Here is a 20,362-nt window from a genome sequence, read left to right as displayed (position 1 = left end):
AGCCTACAAGTTGCGCAAGCTCGCGGACTGCCGGCAGCGGATCCTCGCCTACAAGCTCCCATTCGTCATCTTGGACACCAAGGAGCTGGCAGATGTCCGGGAGACATTCATCCGGATCAACACCCAAGGCATGAAGATGAGCGAGTCGGATCGCGCAGCCGCGCATACCTCGCCCGCATTTTCCTGGTGTATTCCTCGGTGGTCTTTTCGCTCATGCCCATGGCTTGCGCCATGGTGTCTCCAATTATGAGGCAACGGGACCACCTCCTGCCAATCCGGAATTTATTTCGGTGCCCGCTTCAATGAGGCAACACGCACGATCAACGAAAAATCCACGCTTGCGGCTGGTATTCCCCCTGGGGTCTCCTAACGTCCGCGAAAGCGATGCCGCCGTAATTTTGAGGATTACGGCAACGTATCAGTTGATCCTTCCATGAATGAATGGATCTTTCCAAGCGGGCGGTGCCGGAGGTAACCGAACATCGCCCGGATTCATCACAACATCACCCAACCTGCCGACTATTCCCATGAAGCTCGCTTCCACCGCCCTGACCGCTGGCCTCACCTTTTTCGCGCCACTCGCCCACGCGGCGGTGCTGGCGAACTATGACTTCCAGACCACCACAGGCGGAGCCGCCTCAACCATTTCCGCAGCCAGCATCGTCACCGGCAGCGGCTACGGTCTGACCACTTTCACCGGCGGCGTGGGGCTCCGGGGAATGCTGGATCCGGCAGGCGCGATCACCGCCACCTCCACAACCGGTGTGACAGATTCCACGAACACCCGCCATCTCGTCGTCCGTGTCGGTGGGACTGACGCCACCAGTCGCACGGATGAAGGCGGCGCGGTCACCGCCAACGACTACTACGGGTTCACGATCACCCCGGATCCCGGCACCACGCTTTCCCTCAGTTCACTCAGCTACGACTTTTCCCGCTCCGGTACCTTCAGCGGCAGGATTTTCGTACGCTCGAGCCTGGATGGGTATGTGAACACCATCCACGTGAATGACCTGCCCAATTCATCCAACACGCTGGGCGCTGCCACGCCCATCGACCTCACCGGCAGCTTCGGCAACATTACGGAAGCTGTCACGTTCCGCTTCTATTTTGCCGACGATTCCGCAAGCCGGACGGATGTGGACACCAACCCGGGCATCGTTTACCGCATCGACAACGTGATCCTGCAAGGAACGATCCCTGAACCAGGCTCCACGCTGATGCTGGGACTCGGCCTGGGTGCCCTGTTCGCCCGCAGGCGCCGTTGAGGGAAGGATGGCCCGCCCACTTCAACAGCCTGCCAGCCGCTGGGTCATTCCAGATGGATGATCCCACGGTGGAAGGCCAGCAGGATGGCCTGGGTGCGGTCGGCGACCTCCAGCTTCTTGAGGATGCTGCCGACGTGGAATTTCACGGTCGCTTCAGAGAGGCTGAGATCATCCGCGATCTCCTTGTTGGACCGTCCGCCCGCGATGCGTGCGAGCACCTTCAGCTCCTGTGACGAAAGATCACTGCGCGTCAACCGTTGCTCCATTTTCGCCCGGATCTCATCTGGATAGTAGGACTCTCCGGAGGCGATCTGATGGATGGCGGCGAGCAATTCCTTCCGCCGCACGGACTTCGAAAGATATCCTCTCACCCCCGCCTGGATGGCGCGGTGGATGTCATCCTCACCATCAAAGTTTGTCAGGGCGATGATCTTCGCTTCGGGAAACTCCGTGAGAATCGCGCGCGTGGCCTGGAAGCCGTTCATGCCTCCCAGGCGGTAATCCATCAGAACCACATCCGGCCGCAGCTTCCGGAATGCTTCGACAGCCTCTTCCCCCGAGTCGCATTCCGCGACCACATCCACGGACGGCTCCCTGGAAAGGGAACCGATGAGGCCGGCCCTGACGAGGAAATGGTCATCCACCAGTATCAGCGAAATGGGGGTGTTCATGATTCCTGCAGGTTGGAGAAAGTGACCATGACCGTTATCTTCGTCCCATTTCCGGGCGAACTGGAGATCGTGAGTTCCGCCCCGATCTGTTTTGCCCTTTCACGGATTCCACGCAGTCCGAAATGCCCGGCCATGATTTCATTTCCCGCAGGGACCGTGAATCCCTGTCCGTCATCAAGGATGGTGAGTTCCAGATGATCCGGCGAATAGGAAAGTTCCAGTTCGACCGATGATCCGCCCGAGTGTTTCACCGCGTTGGCGAGGCACTCCGTGCTGATCCTGAGGAGGTGGGTTTCCAGCCGGGGCCCGATTTCCCTCACCTCGCCGGAGCACTTCAGATGGATCTTGGGCGTGCCGGATTCCCGCATCTGGCTCGCGCTCCACTCGATCGCCCCGAAAAGGCCCTTTTTCTGAAGGGCTGTCGCGCGCAGATCCCATATCGACCGCCGCGTCTCCGTCCGCGTGTAGCGCAACATGGTGTGGGCCTCTTCCAGAGCGCTCAGGGCGAATGTGGCGGAGGCCGGGACGGCATCCGCAGCGGAATCCAACTGGATGGACAACCCGGCGAGCTCCTGCTCGAGGGTGTCATGGAACTCGCGGGCCATCCGTTTCCTTTCCTGCGCCACCGCTTCGTTCATCGTCTGCTTGCGGATCAGCTTGGTCTGATTGGCAACCTGTTGCCGCAGCAGCATCACCCATACCGTCGCCACGGATCCAAGTGTGGCTGCGATTCCGAAAGCGGTCCAGATCCGTTCGGGTGTCCACCAGGCGGGAACCTTCAGCACGTTGATATCGGCGGGGGATTGCACGAGAAGACTGAAGCCCGTCGGGTAGATCCAGTTGTCCGCGGGCCAAGCCTTGTTCAATTCAACAACGCAGATCCCTTCGAGCGAGAGCACGGCACCTGGCCGGATCTTGCCCGGGAGGTCCCCGCCATTCATCAAGGCCGCCGAAATCAGGTTGCCTTCATGGCTCAGATAAAGCGTGGCGGTGTCCGTGCTCTGGATGGCGATTTTCTCAAGCCGCGCCTCCATCCGGACACGCTTTCCGTCGAAACTTCTCCTGCTGTATCCGGGCCGCCAATTTTTGATCACGTCGGTATGGGTGACGTGGAGGGCTCCGGGAACCGTGCCAGAAGCCTTTCCGATGATCTCCGCTCCGGTCAGTTCGGCGAAATAACGTTCCACTTCGGAATAACCGATCACTTCGACACGGTCACCCAGGCTGACGTGATTCGGGTGCCGGGTGGTGACCTTCACGGCGCGGTCGTCATCCTGGATGTAAAAAAATCCGTCCGGGCTGATGAACGAGACGTTTCCCATGGTTCTGATTCTCCCGAAGGTTCCGTGCTTTTCAAGCGGCTCCATCAGATCTTTCAAGGAGACCAACGGGGTCAGATGTCCGGCTACGGAAGGTCGCAGGATGTGAATGGCGGAGAGGTCCTGCGCCTGGACACTCACACCGATCAATTCGGCCCTCTCATTGAAAAATGAAGTGTTGACGCCTGTTATTTCCACTTCGGCGTCGATGAATCTCCCTGCATCCTGACCCTCATTGATGATCATGACGGCGAGACGGCGTTCGCCTTTCATCCGCAGGATGAACCACTGTCCCGGAAATTTTTCCCTCCTCTCGATGCTTTGGATCACTCCCGTCACTTTGACCATCTGGCAATCAAGTTCACCTCCCAACAGATCGTCCATCCGGACGGGAAGTGCCTCAGGAAGTTTCCCTACGCCAACACGCCGGATGGAGCTGGCCACCACGTCGCGCGAAAAGCCGCCGGTGATCGTGACGCCTTTCACTTCAACGATGTCTTTCGCTCTGATCGGCTCGTCGAGTGAAGGGTTGTCGTTCTCCATCTCGTAGCGACTGACGAACACCGCGCTGGTCCCATCGTTGAGAATGAATCCGGCGGCCCTACCCTTGAACACCACGGTAATGACGCCTTTCAGTGCCACGGGCAGTCTCTGTTCCGCCTGCTCTTTGGTCAGTGATCTGACTTCCTTCACGCTGGTAATCCGGGCGTCTGCCGATGCGGCTGCCCCCATCAACAGAAAGTGAACCCAAATCAACCGGCAACAGGTGTATCCGCGCATCATTTTGAAAAAGGATCCAACAATCTCCCGCCTTTCTTGCACAGCCGGATTTCCCGGATATTCGGACGCATGCCTGGTGAAGGCCGATTTCAAAACCGGCACTGATCGTTCGCATTGAACGGATTATGATGATGGCAAGCCTGCCGCAGAATGGAACCTATCCAAGAGTATAGGTCGAAACTTCTGTCAAACCCGCCCCTCATGGGCCAAAGCTTGGGTTTCATTCCCCGGAGTGAAAACCCAGCACCTCGTTCATCAAGCAACTCCTCGAAACGAAAATGAAATTCCTCCTTCGGATAAATAGAGGGCCGAAGCCGCGCCCGGCTGCCCGCCACACCTCCCCGGCATCGCGTTTCTCCCCCAACGCATGAGAGTTCGATTCAAATCAATCATCCATCAGATAAACAATATACCATGATAACTTCTCCCAAAATCCTTCCTCTCCTTTCCTTCGCCGGATTTCCTCCCCCGCAAGCTGCAGCCGCCGCTTTCCTTCTGGCGGTGGCGTCCTCTTCCATCCTCCCTGCGGCTACGCTCTCCACGCCGACATATACCCAACCGGTGGCGGGAGGTGTGATCCCTTCGTCTGTGATCAACTACGCGGTCTGGGATCCAAGATCGGGCACCGAAGTCACCTCCATCGCTCCCACCGCCACCAAATCCGGAGGCATCGGGACCATCAGCAACATCAGCAATGCCGCTGGCAGTGGCAATGTCCGTGGAACAACCAATACGGACCCCTACACGGTATCGAACCCACCGAACACACTTAGCTACGGTGCCGTTACCAACGCGACGGTGGTGGGCGTATTCGCACCCAGCTTCACCCCCAGCCAAGGAGTGACACTTTCCCTCACCAATCTGGCCCAGTTGGCTGGCGGGCAAACTTATCGCATCAATCTCTGGGGCAGTTCTTTCGAGACTTCAAGCACCCTCAACCTTTCCACTGATCTTGGCACGACTCTCGCGACTGTTTCCACACCCGCTGTCGCCGGAGTGAAACCTCTGACCCGCTGGACCTTCGATTATAATCCGGATGACACCAGTGAGGTTCTCAATATCGCCCTGATCAGCGGTACCACAGGCAGCGGAAACTTCCACACTGTGATTCAGGCAATAGATATCAGCATCGTTCCGGAGCCGGGGTCTGCCGTCTTGTTATTCGGTGCGGCCGCTGCCTTCATGCTCAAGCGCCGCCGATGCTGATCTGGCATCAGCGCGCTTCTCCATCAATCATGGCTGATCCGCGTTACAAGCAGGAGCAAATTGCCTGCCAGCTTCTAACGCGGCCCATAACTTTTCCTTCCGGAATACCACGAAAGGCCCGCCTGTCGGGACGGTCCTGATGGTATTTCAACAGGCTGCCAGGCTAAAAAAGCCACTATTGATTCATGTGCAATAAAGTGACCGGGGTCTTGCCACGGGGAGCCCAGGTTCGCACCCGGTGGGGACGGGTGCTGATGCCCGTTTCGTCGATGAAAACGATCACACGCCCGTCGCGCCGGGCTTTTTTTTGAGCGCGGGCCATTTGTGGCGTTTCCAATGCCGGATCTTCTCCTCATCACGCTCGATGGCGCGGCGGGTGGGACGCTGGCAGCTGAAACCCATGGCTGCCAGCACCCGGGACAAATGGGAAGGATGGTGATCCACTCCGAAGCGTTCGCGCACCAGCTCTGCCAGGCGCGGCAGGGTCCAGGCCTCGTTGGGGAATCCGGCGGACATCGCTCCGGCCTCGATGATGGCGGCGAGTTGTTGTTCCTGTTCCGGGGTGAGATCGCGTTTGCCCCCGAGGGAACCCTTGCTGGCCAAGGCGTCCTTGCCTCCGGCGAGCCATTCCTTGCGCCACCTGCCGACGGACTGGCGGTGGACACCGAGACGTCGTGCAACCTCGGCGGGTGCGATGTCTTTTTCGAAGAGGCGGACGGCTTTCATCCTGCGCTTCTGGAGTTCGGTTTGATCAACAGGACCGGTGAGCATGCGCGATACAAGCAAAAGGGAATGTCACTTTGATTCGCATGAATTAATGAAGTGGTACGAAGAGCCGTGACGAGCTGGTCTGGTCAGACAATCCTCGCGCAACTGCTAGCATAAGAAGTAGCATAAACGAACGATAGTCAGGCCACATAAACGAAAAAGGGAGCCTTGATGGCTCCCTAACTCGTTCTACTTAAAGAAGTTCTCGAAAGAGGACTCGAACCTCCACGGGGTTGCCCCCACTAGAACCTGAATCTCATGAATATGAATTTTTTCTGATTCCTCCTGAATCCTCATGAACCGCCATGAATACTAACTACCAATGTGTTACAAATTTTTGTGATTGCAGGAAGCTTCAGAAGGTTTCACACCGAGGCGGAAAAAGTGGCCGAAGAATGGCCGAAGATTTATGCCCGTCTCATCCCCCCATTCACCTCCGAACACGTCGAAAAATCGACCACGGTCTGCGTCGAAAAACACGGCCGCTTACTGGGGGCAGAAGGTCTTCTTGGAAAAGAAGCCCGGTTGGACGTCGTCCAACTACTTCGTCCGCATGCAGGCCCACGGCATCCGGCGGAAACTCAAATTGAAATCTTCCATCAAGGACGAGGCCTCGCGCGAGGCGGCCAGCCTCTGGAACGAGGTTCTGGCGAATGGGTGGCCGCCTATTGAGGTGGATGCGGATGCAACCGAACCGGCAGAGAAGCAGGAATTGCCTCTACAACCACAGGAGGTGACAGTGGGCGAGTGGATCCAGTTTGTCAGTTCCACGTCTCATACAAGACCAGAAACCATCTCCAAATACGCGGAGTCGCTGAGGACCATCGTGGGTGAGATGCTCGACCTGAAGCGACGCAGGTCTGCTGGCACCAAAGCTAGGATCCTTGGCACGGGACTGGACCTTTTAACAAAACCTGCAATCCAGAAGTGGATCGATCAGCGACTGGCCAAGGCACGCCTCCTAGATCCCGTGCGACAACGCCGGGCGCAAAACACGGTACGCGCTCTCCTGAGAAACGCTCGCGGCTTATTCGGAAACCAGATCCTCGAACTGGAATCCGCGCCACCACTTCCGTTCTCTCCTCCACCGTTCCAAGGCATCCGTCCGCCCGCCAAGTCGAGCTCTACTTACGTCAGCCGGTTCAACGCAGTAGCTCTCCTGACCAAGGCCCGCGCCGAGCTTTCAGCACCACCTTCTGATGCCGCGGACCCAGAGGAGGTTATTCGTTTTGAGCAGTGGAAAATCGTCTACCTGGCCCTCGTGGCAGGCCTACGCTACAACGAAATCGACCGACTGATGACGAGGGATATTTCCAGGGACGAGGGCAAAATCAACGTCCGCCTCCACGAAGGATTCACTCCGAAGACCGGGGCCTCCGAGGGACAGGTGCTCGTTGGAGAAGAAGCCAGACAGACTATCGCAGTCATGCTCGACCACACCCAGCGCGGATGGTTTCTGAAGGCCAGCCCATCGAACCGGACACCTAGATACCGCGCCGGCCTCAGCCACGACGCCACCGTGTCCTGGCTGCGTGCCTACGAGGAAAATGGTGATCGTCCCTTTGCCGGCGTCCACAAGCCGATCCATGAGCTTCGCAAGGAAGCTGGAACCTTGGTCAATAGCCAACACGGGCTGATTGAAGCAAAGACCTTCCTTCGTCATGGTTCGATCGCGACTACTGCCGCCTACTACGTGGGCACCAAAGGAACGATTACAACTGGACTGGGCTGACGAACGTCTCCAAATGGAGACAAATTTCAGTGAACCACCTGAAGTAACGGCTCATTTTGCATAGCTCCGTTGCTAGAGTTCAACTTTCTCGGAAGGCGAAACCCGCGCCAACATCCCTGCCGAGAGAATGATAGAGGGCTTCAGAGGAGATCCCTAATGAACGACGTTAAGCCTCCATCCGGTGTCTCGCTTGGGCTCCAGAGTCCTCCCCCGGAGTCTTTGTGCGCGATACACACCAAACCTTTAGAGCACAACTTCAGCCCCTGACCCACTCAGCACAAGAGGAACCGAACAAGGATTTTTTACAAATCTGAATCCTACACTTGCAACTGAGGCGGCATTTTTGGGAGCTTGTATCGTCCTTGCTGGCTTTCTAGAATTTTCGGACAAATGCTCCAATGCCCGGTTGACCAGCACATTCACAGATGCTTTCGACCTCCCCCTCGCCCCAATCACCTTTGGTCGACTCAATCGCGATTTTCCATTTGAACCTCAATATTGAATGAGCGGATGCGTGGACTATTTTTCCGAAGGGGATGCCTTCGACTGGTGTCCCATTCCACCATGGGTGCGCCATCTCGTGGGATTCGGCTATCTCTGGAAACAATGTGAATCCACGAAACGGCGCATCGCCCTCATCTCCATGCCATGTCCTTCACCCGGAGCGGGATTGGTGGCTTTGGGGGCGATGATCCATGGATTGGGAAAGGAGGCGGCAACCAACAACCTCGTCCACGAGAGGCTGATCTTCGGTTACGCCCGCGAATATCTCGAGAACTGCAGGAGATGCACGCTCGACGACTGTAATCCGGCCATCCGGGGCTGCGGCCTGAAAGTAAGGAACAACGGGATCATCCGATCGGTGAAACCGAGATCCCCTATCTTTGCAATTTCCGATGAAACCGATCTTCCGACCAACGCTCTTGTTCTAGTTGAAAGGACCAATCCATGTGCCGTTTGGGAAGTAGACGCAAAGCATATCGTCAATCTCTACCATGACGGCGGGATCCCTGCCGTATCTCCCGGCAAAGAATCCGGTCTGCGGGAATCAGGATACCAAGGCCTAGTTGAAGGCGCTCGGATTCTTCCCGGAAATCTCAGACAGTCATATTCGGGATTGGTTCTGGCCGGGCGCGCTGCGGGGGAAAGCGAAACACGGCGGATCTATGATACCACGTATTTTTCCGATGGGGATGAAACCTACACCGTGGCGGAGCTGCTATCCATCAAGGGCTGGTCGGATGCGACGATATCGAGGACGGCGTTCCATAATATCCGGAATGACAGACTGGACCACCAGGGAGCGAAGGCCGAGCTGGTGGTCGCTGACGGAGACGCGTCGTTTCTGAACGCCCTCGATTCCTTCAGGGAAAGTGATGTCATCGGCGTAATTGACAGGACTTCGGATCGGGACCGGCTGGAAGCGATCGGATTGAAGCTCACGGCGCTCCGGGAACGTTATCAGCCGGACACACAATCCAGCGGTTTGCCGCCTCTGGCGGTTCCCGGCATCTCCACCTTCATCCTGCAGAAGCAATGACCAGCGAAGGCTCCATCACGCGGCTTTTCGGATATCTGGCGGATCATCGATCTCGGAGGATCGAAAGGCACGAAATCAGTTCTCTGAAGTTCGGCGGCCTGAGGCGGAACCTGCGGCTTACGGCTGTCCTTCTTGCGGAAGAGGGCGACGACGAAGGGAAACAGCTTTCCGATGCTTTCCGGCGGCTCCTTTCGAAGCTGCTGACCTCCCCTGCGGAATTCGACGAGACGATCCCGGCGGCGATCGAAACCATCGGGAAAAGCGGGCGGCTGGAGACAAGATGGGGGCCACAGATTGGGACGGCCTACAATGCGGCGCTCGCAGAAGCCCGCGACCTCGTCGGCACACCAAATCCCCTCCGACGGAAACTGATGGAGATCCTCGCGGACTTGGCCGCCGAACAGGAGGATTTCCGGATCTATTGCCACCGCTCAGCGAGGGGCGATTTCGTGCTTCCTGATGGAGAGAGTGGCGACCCGCTACAGGATACTAGGCATTTCCTGCATACGCTACGGGAGTATCGCGAGGCGGATGTGTTTGGGGCTCTGGTCAAAGTAGGCCCTCTGCGCGCAAAAGGATGGGGGGCCGTTCCGGATGCCATTCTCACAGCGCCGCGCTTCGGCAGGCTCATACAGTTCGTGTGGAATGGATGCCACGATGAACCGGAGTTCGGCTATGACCCAGTAGCGGCGGCAGCCTCCGGTTTCGGACCAGTGGGACATGTCTCAGGCGCATCATGGCGGACGGAATTCATCCGGACGGACGACATCTCCACCGCCGGCTCCGGCTCCGATGAGGATGATCTCCGCCTGATCTCCCTAGCTGGAGAGGAGCGGAGGAACCTCGGCTCTGTCCTGCTTGCCCTCGACCATGATCTCGGAATCCTCTTTCCACCTCGGGCGGATGTCCTGAGCTTCGATCCGGCCGCGGCAGGGGAGGAGGATGGATCCATTGCCCACCGGTCTGCTGTCGATGGCCTCTCCGCCGGGATGTTTCTCATCGAGGTTCCAGCCCGGGAATCCTCTGGAGGGGCCACATATGCCGAAGAAGGGGAATACAGCCGCATCTGGAAGCAACGTCTCTTGGACGAACTTTTTTTTGGAGCGGGCCTCCTAGGCCGGCTCAGGAAAGCTGGAATTGATCTCATTCATCTGGAAAACAGTGTCAGGAACTGGGCTGAGCCTACAACTTCAGTCGTACATGCGCCCCAGAAAAGGAAGCATTTTGAGATCCTGATACGTCACTTGGACATCGAACAGCTGGAGCCATCATCAGGATCAAGTAGCAGAATCCCGTGGTGGATGGCGGCATGGCGCGAGATAACAAGAACCCGCAGCCAGGCGATCCAGAATGGTATACAGGAGCACAGGGTGGCGGAGGAAAAAATTCTGGAGAGTCTTTCCGCCAGATTGCCTGAGATCGTGGAAAAAGCCGGTAAGGGTAGAACTTTCCATCTTCCCTTTCCGAATGCGAACTGCTCACAAGATATGATTGCTTTCCATCGAATTCTGGCCGTCGACGAGGGCTTCTTTGCTCCCGCCGGAATTCTTCGGGTTATTCATGAAATTGAGGAGGTCGAACAATGGCGCGAATGATTCCTTCCTTCGTGGACGATCGTACCCCACCAGGGGAGCGGGAGGTGTTCCATCTCCTCGCCTCCGGTCCGGATGACTGGGTGGCGCTGCATGCGCTGGACCTGGCGCCCTGGAACAGGGGCCTGCGGACGGAGATCGACTTTATCGTCATCGCGCCGGAGGCGGGGATCCTCTGCATCGAGGTGAAGTCGCATGAGAACCTCGGCTTCGACGGGGAACGCTGGTTTCCTGACACGATCAAGCGCTCCCCCTTCAAGCAGGCGGCGGACGGGCGTTTCGCCCTGCATCGCGGCCTAGCAGAGATCGCCCCCCATCTGAAGGGCATCCCGGTGGTCCACGCGTGCATCTTCCCCCGGTCGCCTTTCGACATGCCGCCGAATTTGTCGGTGCAGCCGTGGGAGGTGATGGACATGCGGATGATTCGCACGTTCCCGGACGGGGGCTCATTCTGCCGTGCGCTGAAGTCGATGATCGGGCGGAGCATCGACGCGGATGCCCGCCTCCTGCCTCTGAAGCAGAGGATGTCGGCGGACCAGATCGGCAGCATCGTGAAATCCTGCGTGCCCATCCGGAAACGCCAGCCGGATGCGCGGGAGGAGATCCGGCGGAGGGAGGAAGAGATCGACAAGGTCCTGCGGGATCAGCAGAAGCCCGTGCTGCGCCTCTCCTCCTGCAACGAGCGGCTGATCGTCACGGGCGGGGCCGGCACCGGAAAAACCCTGATCGCGATGGAGGTAGCCCGGAGGGAGGCGGAGCGCGGGCGGCGGGTGGCGCTGCTGTGCTTCAACCAACTGGTGGGGGACTGGATGGAGCGAGCGATGCTGAAGGGCGGCCCGCCTCTGCCGAATCTCATCGTGGGGCGGGCGATCAAGGTGATGGCATCCCTGACGGGCACGGCCATCCCCGCGGAGCCCGCCGCGGGGTTTTGGGAAACGGAGCTGCCGCTGCGGCTGGAGGAGCGCCTCACGGACCCGGACTTCAGGCTGGACGCGTGTTTCGACTTCATGGTGGTGGATGAGGCGCAGGATCTGCTGGCCCGCCCCCGGATCTGGAGCTGTCTGATGGAGTTCCTCCACGGGGGGGCGGAGAAGGGCTCCTTCGCGCTGCTCGGCGATTTCAGGAACCAGGTGCTCTCGGCCCGTTCGGTCATGGACGGGATGCTGAGGGAACTGGAGGACGAGGCCCGTCCGGTCCGGTGGCACCTGGATGAGAATTGCCGGAACTACAGGATCGTCGGAAATACCGCCGTCCTTCTTGCGGGGATGGGAGGGTGCGTGTATTCCGCGTATCTCCGCACGGGGGGCGGCGTACACAACTATGGCATCCACTACTTTGAAGGGGATGTGGACCAGCTGGAGCAGCTCCGCCGCTGGATCGGTGAGTTCAAGGCGCAGGGTTACCGGTCTTCCGAGATCACGCTGCTTTCCTTCCGTGCGGACCATGCCAGCGCCGGGGCGCGCCTGCAGGCCGCGGGCCATAAAATACTTCCGGCCAGGCTTGCAGGGGATGCCATGTCCTATGCCAGCATCCATTCATTCAAAGGCATGGAGAACAAGGTGATCATCCTGACAGATATGGCTTTGGATGACCGTGATATGCAGCGCGACCTTTTCTACACCGCGATGACCCGCGCCACCGAGTGTGTCCGGATCCTCTGCGCGAAAGAATCCCAGACCATTCTCCTCCAATGGATGACGGGAGGAACCTTACTATGAGAGAACGATCCGAAATGATGGAATGTTTCCGTGGTGAGATCGTGGGGCCTTCCCGGCCAACCGCGGTTCCCGTGGAGATCAATTTCGCCGGAAACGATTTCATCGAGCTGGAACCCCGCCGCCGGGGTCCGGTGGTGTGGCGGCCGGACCCGGGCGGGGAACCGGGTGAAGTGCTCTACTACGACCGTGAATCCCCCCACCGCAAATACGGAGCCGGTCTCCTTCATCCCGCCGGGGCTCCTCCCCTGCCGCGGGGCCATGATCCCATGGGTTCCGAGACCAAGCCGGAGGAGGAAACCGCCGGCGGTCACGATGACGGGCAGGAAGCCCGCGATGCGGCCTCCGTGGAGGAGTCCGGAGATCCCGACGACGGCGCGGAGGATTTCGAAGTGACGGGGCCGGATCTGCGCCGCCCCTCCACCATCGGGATATCCTTCCGCGTGAGGTTGGAGCAGGGCGGCGGGATCGCCATCACCCTGCCCCGAGAGAAGCACTTCGGATGGCAGGCGGCCGGGAGCGCCCCGTTCCAGCTCAACGGCCGCTATGAATCCTGCAACCGCCGCCACACCGACGAGCAGGGCCTGCCGCAGGACCAGCCGATGTGGCGGAGGCATCCCGCCGTGCTCCCTGATGCGGGGATCTTCATACGCGCGGAGGAACTGACCGACGGCAGGGCGGTCCGGCGCCATGTGGTGATGCCGGAGCATTCCCCGCTGGCACTGCGGATCGACGTCTACCCCCGCGCGCTGAACAGGGAGGAGAACTGCTGGCTGCTCACGGTGGTTCTCAGGAACATGACCCCGATCACGGGAACCGCGGGGGAGCATCAGAGCGTGCTCTACCAGACGTATTTCGAAGTCGCCGCGAAGGGCGGGACGCTGGTCAAATATCCCGAGAGCGGAAGGCCGTTCGACCAGCTAGATGAGGATGAGAAATCGCTGGCGCTCCTTTACAGGGAGTCCGCCACCTGGGGTATCGGGCACGGCTGCGCGTGCGGCTGGGATGCGGAGCTGTCAGAGGCCCCGGAGTTCCTTTTCGCCGATGTGATGCCCGCGGTGGAGCTGCCCAGCATGACGCCCGATATCAAGGACGCGGACGGGAACCGGATCGAGCTCTCCATGCGCGCCTTGGCCGGTCTGACGGAAGATGGGACAGGCCCCGCCTGGCAATCCTTGGAGAACCTCTCCGCCGAGTATGAGGCATGGATCGAAGACCGCAGGACGGAGGCCGCATCGCTGGGGGACGGGCTCGGACCGGTGGCCATGCGCCATCTCGATGCCTGCGCGCGGTGCCTGGCGCGGATCGATGCGGGGATCTCATTGCTCAGGTCGGACGCGCGGGTCCGCCGTGCGTTCCGATTGGCGAATCTCTCGATGCTGCTCCAGCAGATCGGCACCAAGCAGCTCGACAGGCGGCCGCTCGAATGGAGCGCCCCCAAGAAGAGGGTGTCACCCGCGGGCGTGCACCGATCCCCGTGGGAGATCTACGAGGAGCAGGCGGAGAAGCCGGGCCTGGGATCGTGGCGGGCATTCCAGATCGCATTCCTGCTGATGTCGCTGGATGGCAGCCGGGACGGTGAATCCGCGGACCGCGAGATCGTGGATCTGATCTGGTTCCCCACGGGCGGTGGCAAGACGGAGGCCTATCTGGCGGTCATGGCGTTCTACATGTTCCATGAGCGCCTGCGGATGGGCCCGGGGCAGGCGGGACCCGCGCGGGATGGGACCAATGTGCTGATGCGCTACACGCTGCGGATGCTGACCACCCAGCAGTTCCAGCGCGCGGCCAGCCTGATCTGCGCGATGGAGTTCCTGAGGAGGAATCCGGCGGCGCAGGGCATCACGGAGATCCCCGGCAGGCGCTTTTCTCTCGGGCTGTGGATCGGTGAAGGAGGATCACCCAACACATTGCGGGGGGCGGAGCAGGAGATCCGCAGCTTCCGCACGGGCCACACCAAGGGCAATCCCCTTGTCCTGACGGAGTGCCCCTGGTGCCGTGCTGGCATCGGACGCTGCGAGGCCGCCGCGCCAAAGGGACTGTCGGAAAAGCAGTGGAACATGGAGCGGGTCAAAGGCATCGATCTGCAAACCCACCTCCTGCATTGCACGGATATCCGATGTGCTTTCGGCGATGAGCATCCGGATACATGGCTGCCGGTGGAGGTCATTGACGAGAGGATCTATCAGAATCCGCCGTCGCTGGTGATTTCCACCGCGGACAAGCTGGCGATGATCGCGTACCGGCCGGCAGCCGGCGCGTTGTTCGGCCGCAATCACAAGGGTGGCCGGCCGTGGCAGGAGTCGATGCCGCCGGGCCTGATCATCCAGGACGAGCTGCATCTGATCTCAGGCCCTCTGGGCACGATGTATGCGCTGTATGAGGGCGTCCTGGAGCGGCTCTGCTCCCATCAGCATGAGGGGAAATGGATCAAGCCGAAATTGATCGCATCCACAGCGACGATCCGAGGCGCCGGAGAGCAGGTCAAAGCCCTCTATGCCCGCACGGAAACGAATCTCTTCCCCGGACCGGGCCTGCATATGGGGGATTCCTTCTTCGGAAGGTACGCCAAGGAACCGGACGGGAAGCCGAGCAGCGGCCGGCTCTATTTGGGCATCCACGCGACCGACTATGGATCCGCCCTGACCACCCAGGTGCGCGCGTTCACGGCGGCGCTCTTCAGGCCCTTTTTCTTCGCGCAGGAAAAGCGGGATCCCTGGTGGACCCTGCTGGCCTTCTACAACAGCATCCGCGAGCTGGGCGGTGCGAAGACGCTTTTCGATTCCGACATCCGCTCTAGGCTGAAATTCGTGTTCAACCGGGAGGGAGGCGGCAAAGACGAGCGGCGGAATCTCAAGATCGTGGAGGAGCTCACCAGCCGCCTCTCCCAGGCGGAAATCGTGGGCATGATGGACAGCCTCTCCACCTCCTACGTGGAACCCGGGCAGGACGGGATCTTCGACGCCTGCCTGGCATCCAACATCATCGAGGTGGGAGTGGACATCGACCGGCTGTCCCTCATGGGGGTGGTGGGCCAGCCGAAGACCACGGCCACCTACATCCAAGTGACGGGCCGCGTGGGCCGCCGCTGGAAGGACCGCCCGGGGCTCATCCTGACGATCTACAATCCGTCGAAAAGCCGGGACCGCTCGCACTTCGAGCAATTCCACAGCTATCACCGCCGGCTTTACGAGCGCGTGGAGCCGACATCGGCCACGCCCTTCGCGCTTTCCGCGATCCAGCGGGGGCTCTGCGGCGCGCTGCTGACATGGGCACGGCAGCATTGCTCCTCCCCCGTCTATGATGCCGGGGCCTATCACGATGCGGTGGAGGCGGGCTACCAGCTTCTGCGGGAGCGCTGCACCGCCGTCCAGTCCGGCGAGGATCTGGAACGGTCGCTCAACGAGATGGAGCGCATCCGTGATGAGCTGGCAGAGAAATGGGATAGGAATCCCCAGGAATGGGAGAAATACCCCCCTGATCCACTTGGTGAATATCTCATGCTCTGGCCCGGGCAGTATGCCACCCGCATGCAAGCGGACAAGGGCATCCAGATCCCCACCAGCATGCGGCAGGTGGACCGCAGCGCGGAGCTGAGAATCCACGACGGTTACGCCAAGGCGGCGGAAAATCCGGCCAGCCCGACCAGCAATCCATAACCCCGCCCCCGATCATCATGGGAAACAAACAGATCCGCACCGGCCAGCTCATCGCCCCATTCGGCCCGGGGAGCCTCTATACCGACAGGACGGGCACACCTCAAGTGGTGTGCGGGCTCGACCACTGGTTCAAGAAATGGGACCAGACCCACGGGCTGGTGGACTGCGAGGATCGCGTGGAATTCGAGCATGCGGACCAGAGGCTGGCGGCATTGCTCCACGTGGACCGGTTCTGCACGCCTCCGGACCACCGAATGGCGGGCAAAAACAAGGCCGCCCCGCCCAACGCGTTCCTCAATATCCCCGCGCAACGTTTCCCCTGCTGGTACAGGCATACGGCGACGGGGGAATTGCACCGCTTCAATCTGGATTCCATAAGAACGGGCCGACCGAAGGGAGGCGGGAGATGGCAGCCGGTGCGCTTTGTGGCCGTATGCGCCGCGGGGCACCTTTGCGAGTTCCCGTGGAAGGAGTGGATCGGCTGCCAGTGCACGAACCATGAGGGCCTCCGTCTCACCGATCGTGGCGGATCCGAGCTCAGCAGCATCCGCATCGCGTGTGAGAACTGCCCCGCGGGATCCACCGGCAGGAAAGGGAAAAGCCTGGCAGGAACGACCATCAGACCGGATGCGGGAAAGCAAAGCACCTTCCAGAAAGCGGGGATCAACTGCCCGGGAGACAGGCCGTGGCTGGGACGCGGGGCGAATGAGGTGTCATGCGGCTCCCCGCTGGTGGGCGCGCTGATCAATCAGACGAACCTTTACTTCCCCCGGACGATCGCCGCCATCGGCCTGCCGGATCTGAGCCCCCAGAGCGACGCTGTCACCAGATTGAAGGGGGAGCTGGAAGGAGATCCGATGATCGCGATGGCGATGTCCGTCTGGAAAATGGGCAAGGAGGGACACGCTGCGGCGGCGGGAATGATGGAACCCGCCCTGCGGCAGCGCGGCATCCCCTTCGCCGAGGGCGATGTGCTGGAAGCCTTGGGCGCGATCTTCGATCCGGCCGCGGCCGCGCTCCCATCCGGAGCAGCAGTTCCCTCGGGGCAAGAGCCGGAGATCCTCACATTCCGGCGCGCTGAATTCGACATCATCAGGAACCAGGTGAACGATCCGGAACACATCAAGGACCTGCGGGTGATCCCCGCCGCGGTGCCCGACGATCTCACCCCGTGGTTCGGCAAGGTGAATCTCGTGGAGAGGTTGAGGGAAACGCGGGTGTTCTATGGCTTCGACCGGCTGGAACAGATCAACCCGACCCCGCTGGCGGACATGCCGGACAGCGCCATGAGGCAGTTGTTCCGCCATCCTCCGGCGCAAAGCCTAGACCGGTGGCTGCCCGCCATCAGAACCTACGGGGAAGGCATCTACCTGGAGCTCAGCGAGGAGCGCCTGGCATGGTGGCAGAGGGAGAAGGCGGGGCCGCTCGCGGCACGTCTGGATGACGCCTTCATCAGGCGGCTGGCGCAGGAAAGCAAGACGCTGCCGCCAAGCGACGCTCCGGGCCCGGCGTGGGCCACCCGGTATCTGCTGGTCCACAGCCTGGCCCACATCCTGATCAACCAGCTCGTCTATGAGTGCGGCTACGGGACCGCCTCGCTGCGCGAGCGCCTGTATGTTTCCGCGGACCCGGCCGCTCCGATGGCGGGCATCCTGATCTACACCGCGGCCGGAGACTCGGAAGGCACGCTGGGGGGGCTGGTGCGGCTGGGACGGCCGGACCGGCTGGGGCCGGTGGTGCGGCGCGCGCTCTCCCGGGCCTCATGGTGCTCCGCGGATCCCGTCTGCTCGGAGCACTTGGGCGGCCAAGGATCTAGGCTGGCCAATCTGGCCGCCTGCCATGCCTGCGTCCTGCTGCCGGAAACCTCCTGTGAGACGATCAATCAGGGCTTGGACAGGGCTATGGTGGTCGGGTTGCCGGACGACCGCAGCCTTGGCTTCTTCTCGGAACTTCTGGATGGGTTTGGGCTGGATCGAGTCGCTGTGTTCTAGCAAGCTCCTTCAGTCACCTGCTAGAAGTGATCTTACGAACCAAAAGCCCTCCATGTCCAACCCAAGGCTACAGCAATTTTCCACCGATCTCCATGAAGAGTTGCTCGCAAAGGCCGGCCTAGAGGCGGATCTCACGGACGAGGCGACTCGGGAGCAGCGGGAAGAGGCTTTCACTGAGCACGTAATCGGGCTGCTTGGTGATCATAATGAAGCTGACGGCGTAGAACTCGTGTCCTACGAGGCCCGTGGCACGCGCAAGGCCCCGGCAGCGAAAATCAACGCGTGGTCCCTCTCAGGAGACGGAGCTACCGCAGATCTATTCATCGTCCTTTACCATGGGACGGAAGGAGTGCCGGACGTGGGGTTGCCCGCCACCCGTTCCCATTTCCAGCTCGCACGTGGCTTCCTTGCACGTGCTTTAGATGATTTTCATGAGGCTACCGAAAAGGATTCACCCGGATATCCTGTCATGGAAAAACTTTCCGAGGCTAGGGATTCACTTACGACGGTGCGAATTTTCTTCCTTACCGATGGTGTAGTGCGTTCGTTGGACTTGGAAGAGGAGTCCTTCCCCGGCATCGAAGTTCGCTACGTCGTATGGGATCTGGACAAGCTTAGCCGACTGCGAGTGGGGGACCGTGAGGTGATCGAACTCGACTTCACCAATGACTATGAGGGCGCTATCCCTTGTTTGAGGTACGCGGATCCGACGGGAGAATATCAGACTTTTCTCATCTTCCTCCCCGCCCCGGTGCTGGCGCGCATCTATGGACTACACGGCCAACGTCTGCTGGAACGGAACGTCCGCGCCTTCCTGCAATCAAAGGGGAAAATCAACCGGGGGCTGCAAAAGACACTCAAAGAAGAACCTCATCGCTTTCTGGCATACAACAACGGACTGTGCTGCACTGCAGCCGAAGTTCGGGTGCGTGACAATTCTTTGGAGTGGGTGAAGGATTTCCAAATTGTTAATGGAGGCCAGACCACGGCATCCATCTATCATGCGCTGAAAAAGGAAAAAGTGGATGTCAGCCAAGTGGTGGTACAAGTGAAGCTATCCGTACTCAAAGATCCTGAAAAGGTCTCGGAGATCGTGCCTCTTATCTCCCGCTACGCGAATAGCCAGAACAAGGTCAACGGGGCCGATTTCGCCGCTAACGGCCAGTTCCACCAGACGTTGGAACAGCTTTCTCGTGCGATATGGGCTCCTGCCGTGAGTGGACTTCAACGGGGAACTCACTGGTATTACGAGCGAGCGCGAGGCTCCTATGCCGACGACAAATCCCGTCAGGGATCAGCGGCCCAGCGCCGGAAATGGGAAGTGGAAAACCCGCCCTCCCAGAAGTTCACCAAAACGGACCTCGCCAAGTATGAACATGCTTGGCTGGGTTTCCCCCATTATGTCTGCACCGGAGCGGAAAAAAATTTCAACAAACTGGCGGAGCGCATGGACCAAGACGGGGAACCTCTGGCCGATGTAAACTATTTCCAGCATCTCGTGGCCAAGGCCATCCTGTTCAGGTCCGCGGAGAAGATCTTCGCTTCTCTGGATCTGGTAGGTTTCCGAGCGAACAGCGTCGCATTCGCCGTCGCGTTGCTTTCGGACCGCTCCGGGATGCGTTTGGATCTGGGGAAAATATGGACAGATCAACGACTGTCCCCCTCCGTCGTCGAAGCGTTGAAGGCGGCGTGCATCGGAGCGCACCAGCACATCTCCGGAGCCCAAGGAAACCCCGGGGAACAATCGAAGAAACCCGATTTCTGGGAAGCTTTCCGGAAAGGCGGATTGGAACTACCCGGTGCATGGGAGAAGGAATGGGCCGAATCATCGTTTGTGGCACCCACCAGCGAAGAAGATGCCCTGTCCGCCGAGTGGGAGAGTATTCGGACGCAGTTCCTCAATGACGCCCGCACCATTCATGCTCTTGAGGCATACACCAATCGCACATGGGTTCCGAAGTATCGGCGTGCCTCCGTAGCAGCACTGGCAGCCCTAGATTGGAAGTCGCTGAAGGGAAAACCCGGTATCGGTGTTAAGAAGCTCAGAGCGTTGGTAGAGATGTTCGCTATTGCCGCCAGCGACCTGTGAGAGAAGGAAGGATCAAGGCCGTTCCTAGGAAT

12 protein-coding genes are annotated in these 20,362 nt (G+C 59.9%); 9 read left to right on the top strand and 3 right to left on the bottom strand.

From position 1 onward, the window contains the following. The first annotated feature begins 527 nt into the window (after positions 1-527). Positions 528-1,268, top strand: a complete 741-nt coding sequence (locus KF712_19760) for a PEP-CTERM sorting domain-containing protein (GenBank protein MBX3743231.1) — start codon at positions 528-530, stop codon at positions 1,266-1,268. Positions 1,269-1,312: 44 nt separating this feature from the next. Here KF712_19760 and KF712_19755 read toward each other — a convergent pair whose 3' ends face one another. Both KF712_19755 and KF712_19750 read right to left on the bottom strand, forming a co-directional pair. After that, on the bottom strand, positions 1,313-1,939 hold the full coding sequence (locus KF712_19755; GenBank protein ID MBX3743230.1) for a response regulator transcription factor: 627 nt from the start codon (positions 1,937-1,939) through the stop codon (positions 1,313-1,315). Beyond that, the gene (locus KF712_19750) at positions 1,936-3,951 is read right to left on the bottom strand and encodes a sensor histidine kinase (protein MBX3743229.1); all 2,016 of its coding nucleotides are present in this window, start codon (positions 3,949-3,951) and stop codon (positions 1,936-1,938) included. The genes KF712_19755 and KF712_19750 overlap by 4 nt, the downstream gene beginning before the upstream one ends. A 675-nt stretch (positions 3,952-4,626) precedes the next feature. Between KF712_19750 and KF712_19745 the strand changes: the two genes are divergently transcribed. Then, on the top strand, positions 4,627-5,244 hold the full coding sequence (locus KF712_19745) for a PEP-CTERM sorting domain-containing protein (GenBank protein MBX3743228.1): 618 nt from the start codon (positions 4,627-4,629) through the stop codon (positions 5,242-5,244). Between the two features lie 279 nt (positions 5,245-5,523). Here the strand turns inward: KF712_19745 and KF712_19740 are convergent, their stop codons facing one another. After that, entirely contained in the window at positions 5,524-5,970 is a 447-nt protein-coding gene (locus KF712_19740; protein MBX3743227.1) for a winged helix-turn-helix domain-containing protein, read from the bottom strand. 595 nt (positions 5,971-6,565) lie between these two features. Between KF712_19740 and KF712_19735 the strand changes: the two genes are divergently transcribed. The 7 genes from KF712_19735 (at position 6,566) to KF712_19705 (ending at position 20,330) form a co-directional block, all read left to right on the top strand. Next, a complete protein-coding gene (locus KF712_19735) occupies positions 6,566-7,744 on the top strand; it encodes a site-specific integrase (GenBank protein ID MBX3743226.1) in 1,179 nt (392 codons plus the stop codon). A gap of 700 nt (positions 7,745-8,444) precedes the next feature. After that, positions 8,445-9,284: a hypothetical protein gene (locus KF712_19730; GenBank protein ID MBX3743225.1), complete on the top strand. Its 840-nt coding sequence runs from the start codon at positions 8,445-8,447 to the stop codon at positions 9,282-9,284. Continuing rightward, complete coding sequence (locus KF712_19725) at positions 9,281-10,879, top strand: hypothetical protein (protein MBX3743224.1); 1,599 nt, start codon at positions 9,281-9,283, stop codon at positions 10,877-10,879. The genes KF712_19730 and KF712_19725 overlap by 4 nt, the downstream gene beginning before the upstream one ends. A gap of 11 nt (positions 10,880-10,890) precedes the next feature. Next, the gene (locus KF712_19720) at positions 10,891-12,594 is read left to right on the top strand and encodes an NERD domain-containing protein (GenBank protein ID MBX3743223.1); all 1,704 of its coding nucleotides are present in this window, start codon (positions 10,891-10,893) and stop codon (positions 12,592-12,594) included. Between the two features lie 14 nt (positions 12,595-12,608). Beyond that, positions 12,609-16,250: a hypothetical protein gene (locus KF712_19715; GenBank protein MBX3743222.1), complete on the top strand. Its 3,642-nt coding sequence runs from the start codon at positions 12,609-12,611 to the stop codon at positions 16,248-16,250. Positions 16,251-16,267: 17 nt separating this feature from the next. Further along, positions 16,268-18,241 carry a DUF1998 domain-containing protein gene (locus tag KF712_19710; GenBank protein ID MBX3743221.1) on the top strand — a complete coding sequence of 658 codons (1,974 nt, stop codon included), beginning with the start codon at positions 16,268-16,270 and terminating at the stop codon, positions 18,239-18,241. Between the two features lie 52 nt (positions 18,242-18,293). After that, positions 18,294-20,330 carry an AIPR family protein gene (locus KF712_19705; GenBank protein MBX3743220.1) on the top strand — a complete coding sequence of 679 codons (2,037 nt, stop codon included), beginning with the start codon at positions 18,294-18,296 and terminating at the stop codon, positions 20,328-20,330. The last annotated feature ends 32 nt before the right edge of the window (positions 20,331-20,362 follow it).

This window comes from Akkermansiaceae bacterium (assembly GCA_019634595.1).
GTDB lineage: Bacteria > Verrucomicrobiota > Verrucomicrobiia > Verrucomicrobiales > Akkermansiaceae > Luteolibacter.
Note: the sequence above shows the minus strand (reverse complement) of the source record. Positions and strands in the feature narration are given on the sequence as shown.

What these genes read in the sequence shown, in the direction of transcription:
- KF712_19760 (MBX3743231.1), top strand. Translation starts at nt 528, where the DNA reads ATGAAGCTCGCTTCCACCGCCCTGACCGCTGGCCTCACCTTTTTCGCG.
- KF712_19755 (MBX3743230.1), bottom strand. Translation starts at nt 1,939, where the DNA reads ATGAACACCCCCATTTCGCTGATACTGGTGGATGACCATTTCCTCGTC.
- KF712_19740 (MBX3743227.1), bottom strand. Translation starts at nt 5,970, where the DNA reads ATGAAAGCCGTCCGCCTCTTCGAAAAAGACATCGCACCCGCCGAGGTT.
- KF712_19735 (MBX3743226.1), top strand. Translation starts at nt 6,566, where the DNA reads ATGCAGGCCCACGGCATCCGGCGGAAACTCAAATTGAAATCTTCCATC.
- KF712_19725 (MBX3743224.1), top strand. Translation starts at nt 9,281, where the DNA reads ATGACCAGCGAAGGCTCCATCACGCGGCTTTTCGGATATCTGGCGGAT.
- KF712_19715 (MBX3743222.1), top strand. Translation starts at nt 12,609, where the DNA reads ATGATGGAATGTTTCCGTGGTGAGATCGTGGGGCCTTCCCGGCCAACC.
- KF712_19710 (MBX3743221.1), top strand. Translation starts at nt 16,268, where the DNA reads ATGGGAAACAAACAGATCCGCACCGGCCAGCTCATCGCCCCATTCGGC.
- KF712_19705 (MBX3743220.1), top strand. Translation starts at nt 18,294, where the DNA reads ATGTCCAACCCAAGGCTACAGCAATTTTCCACCGATCTCCATGAAGAG.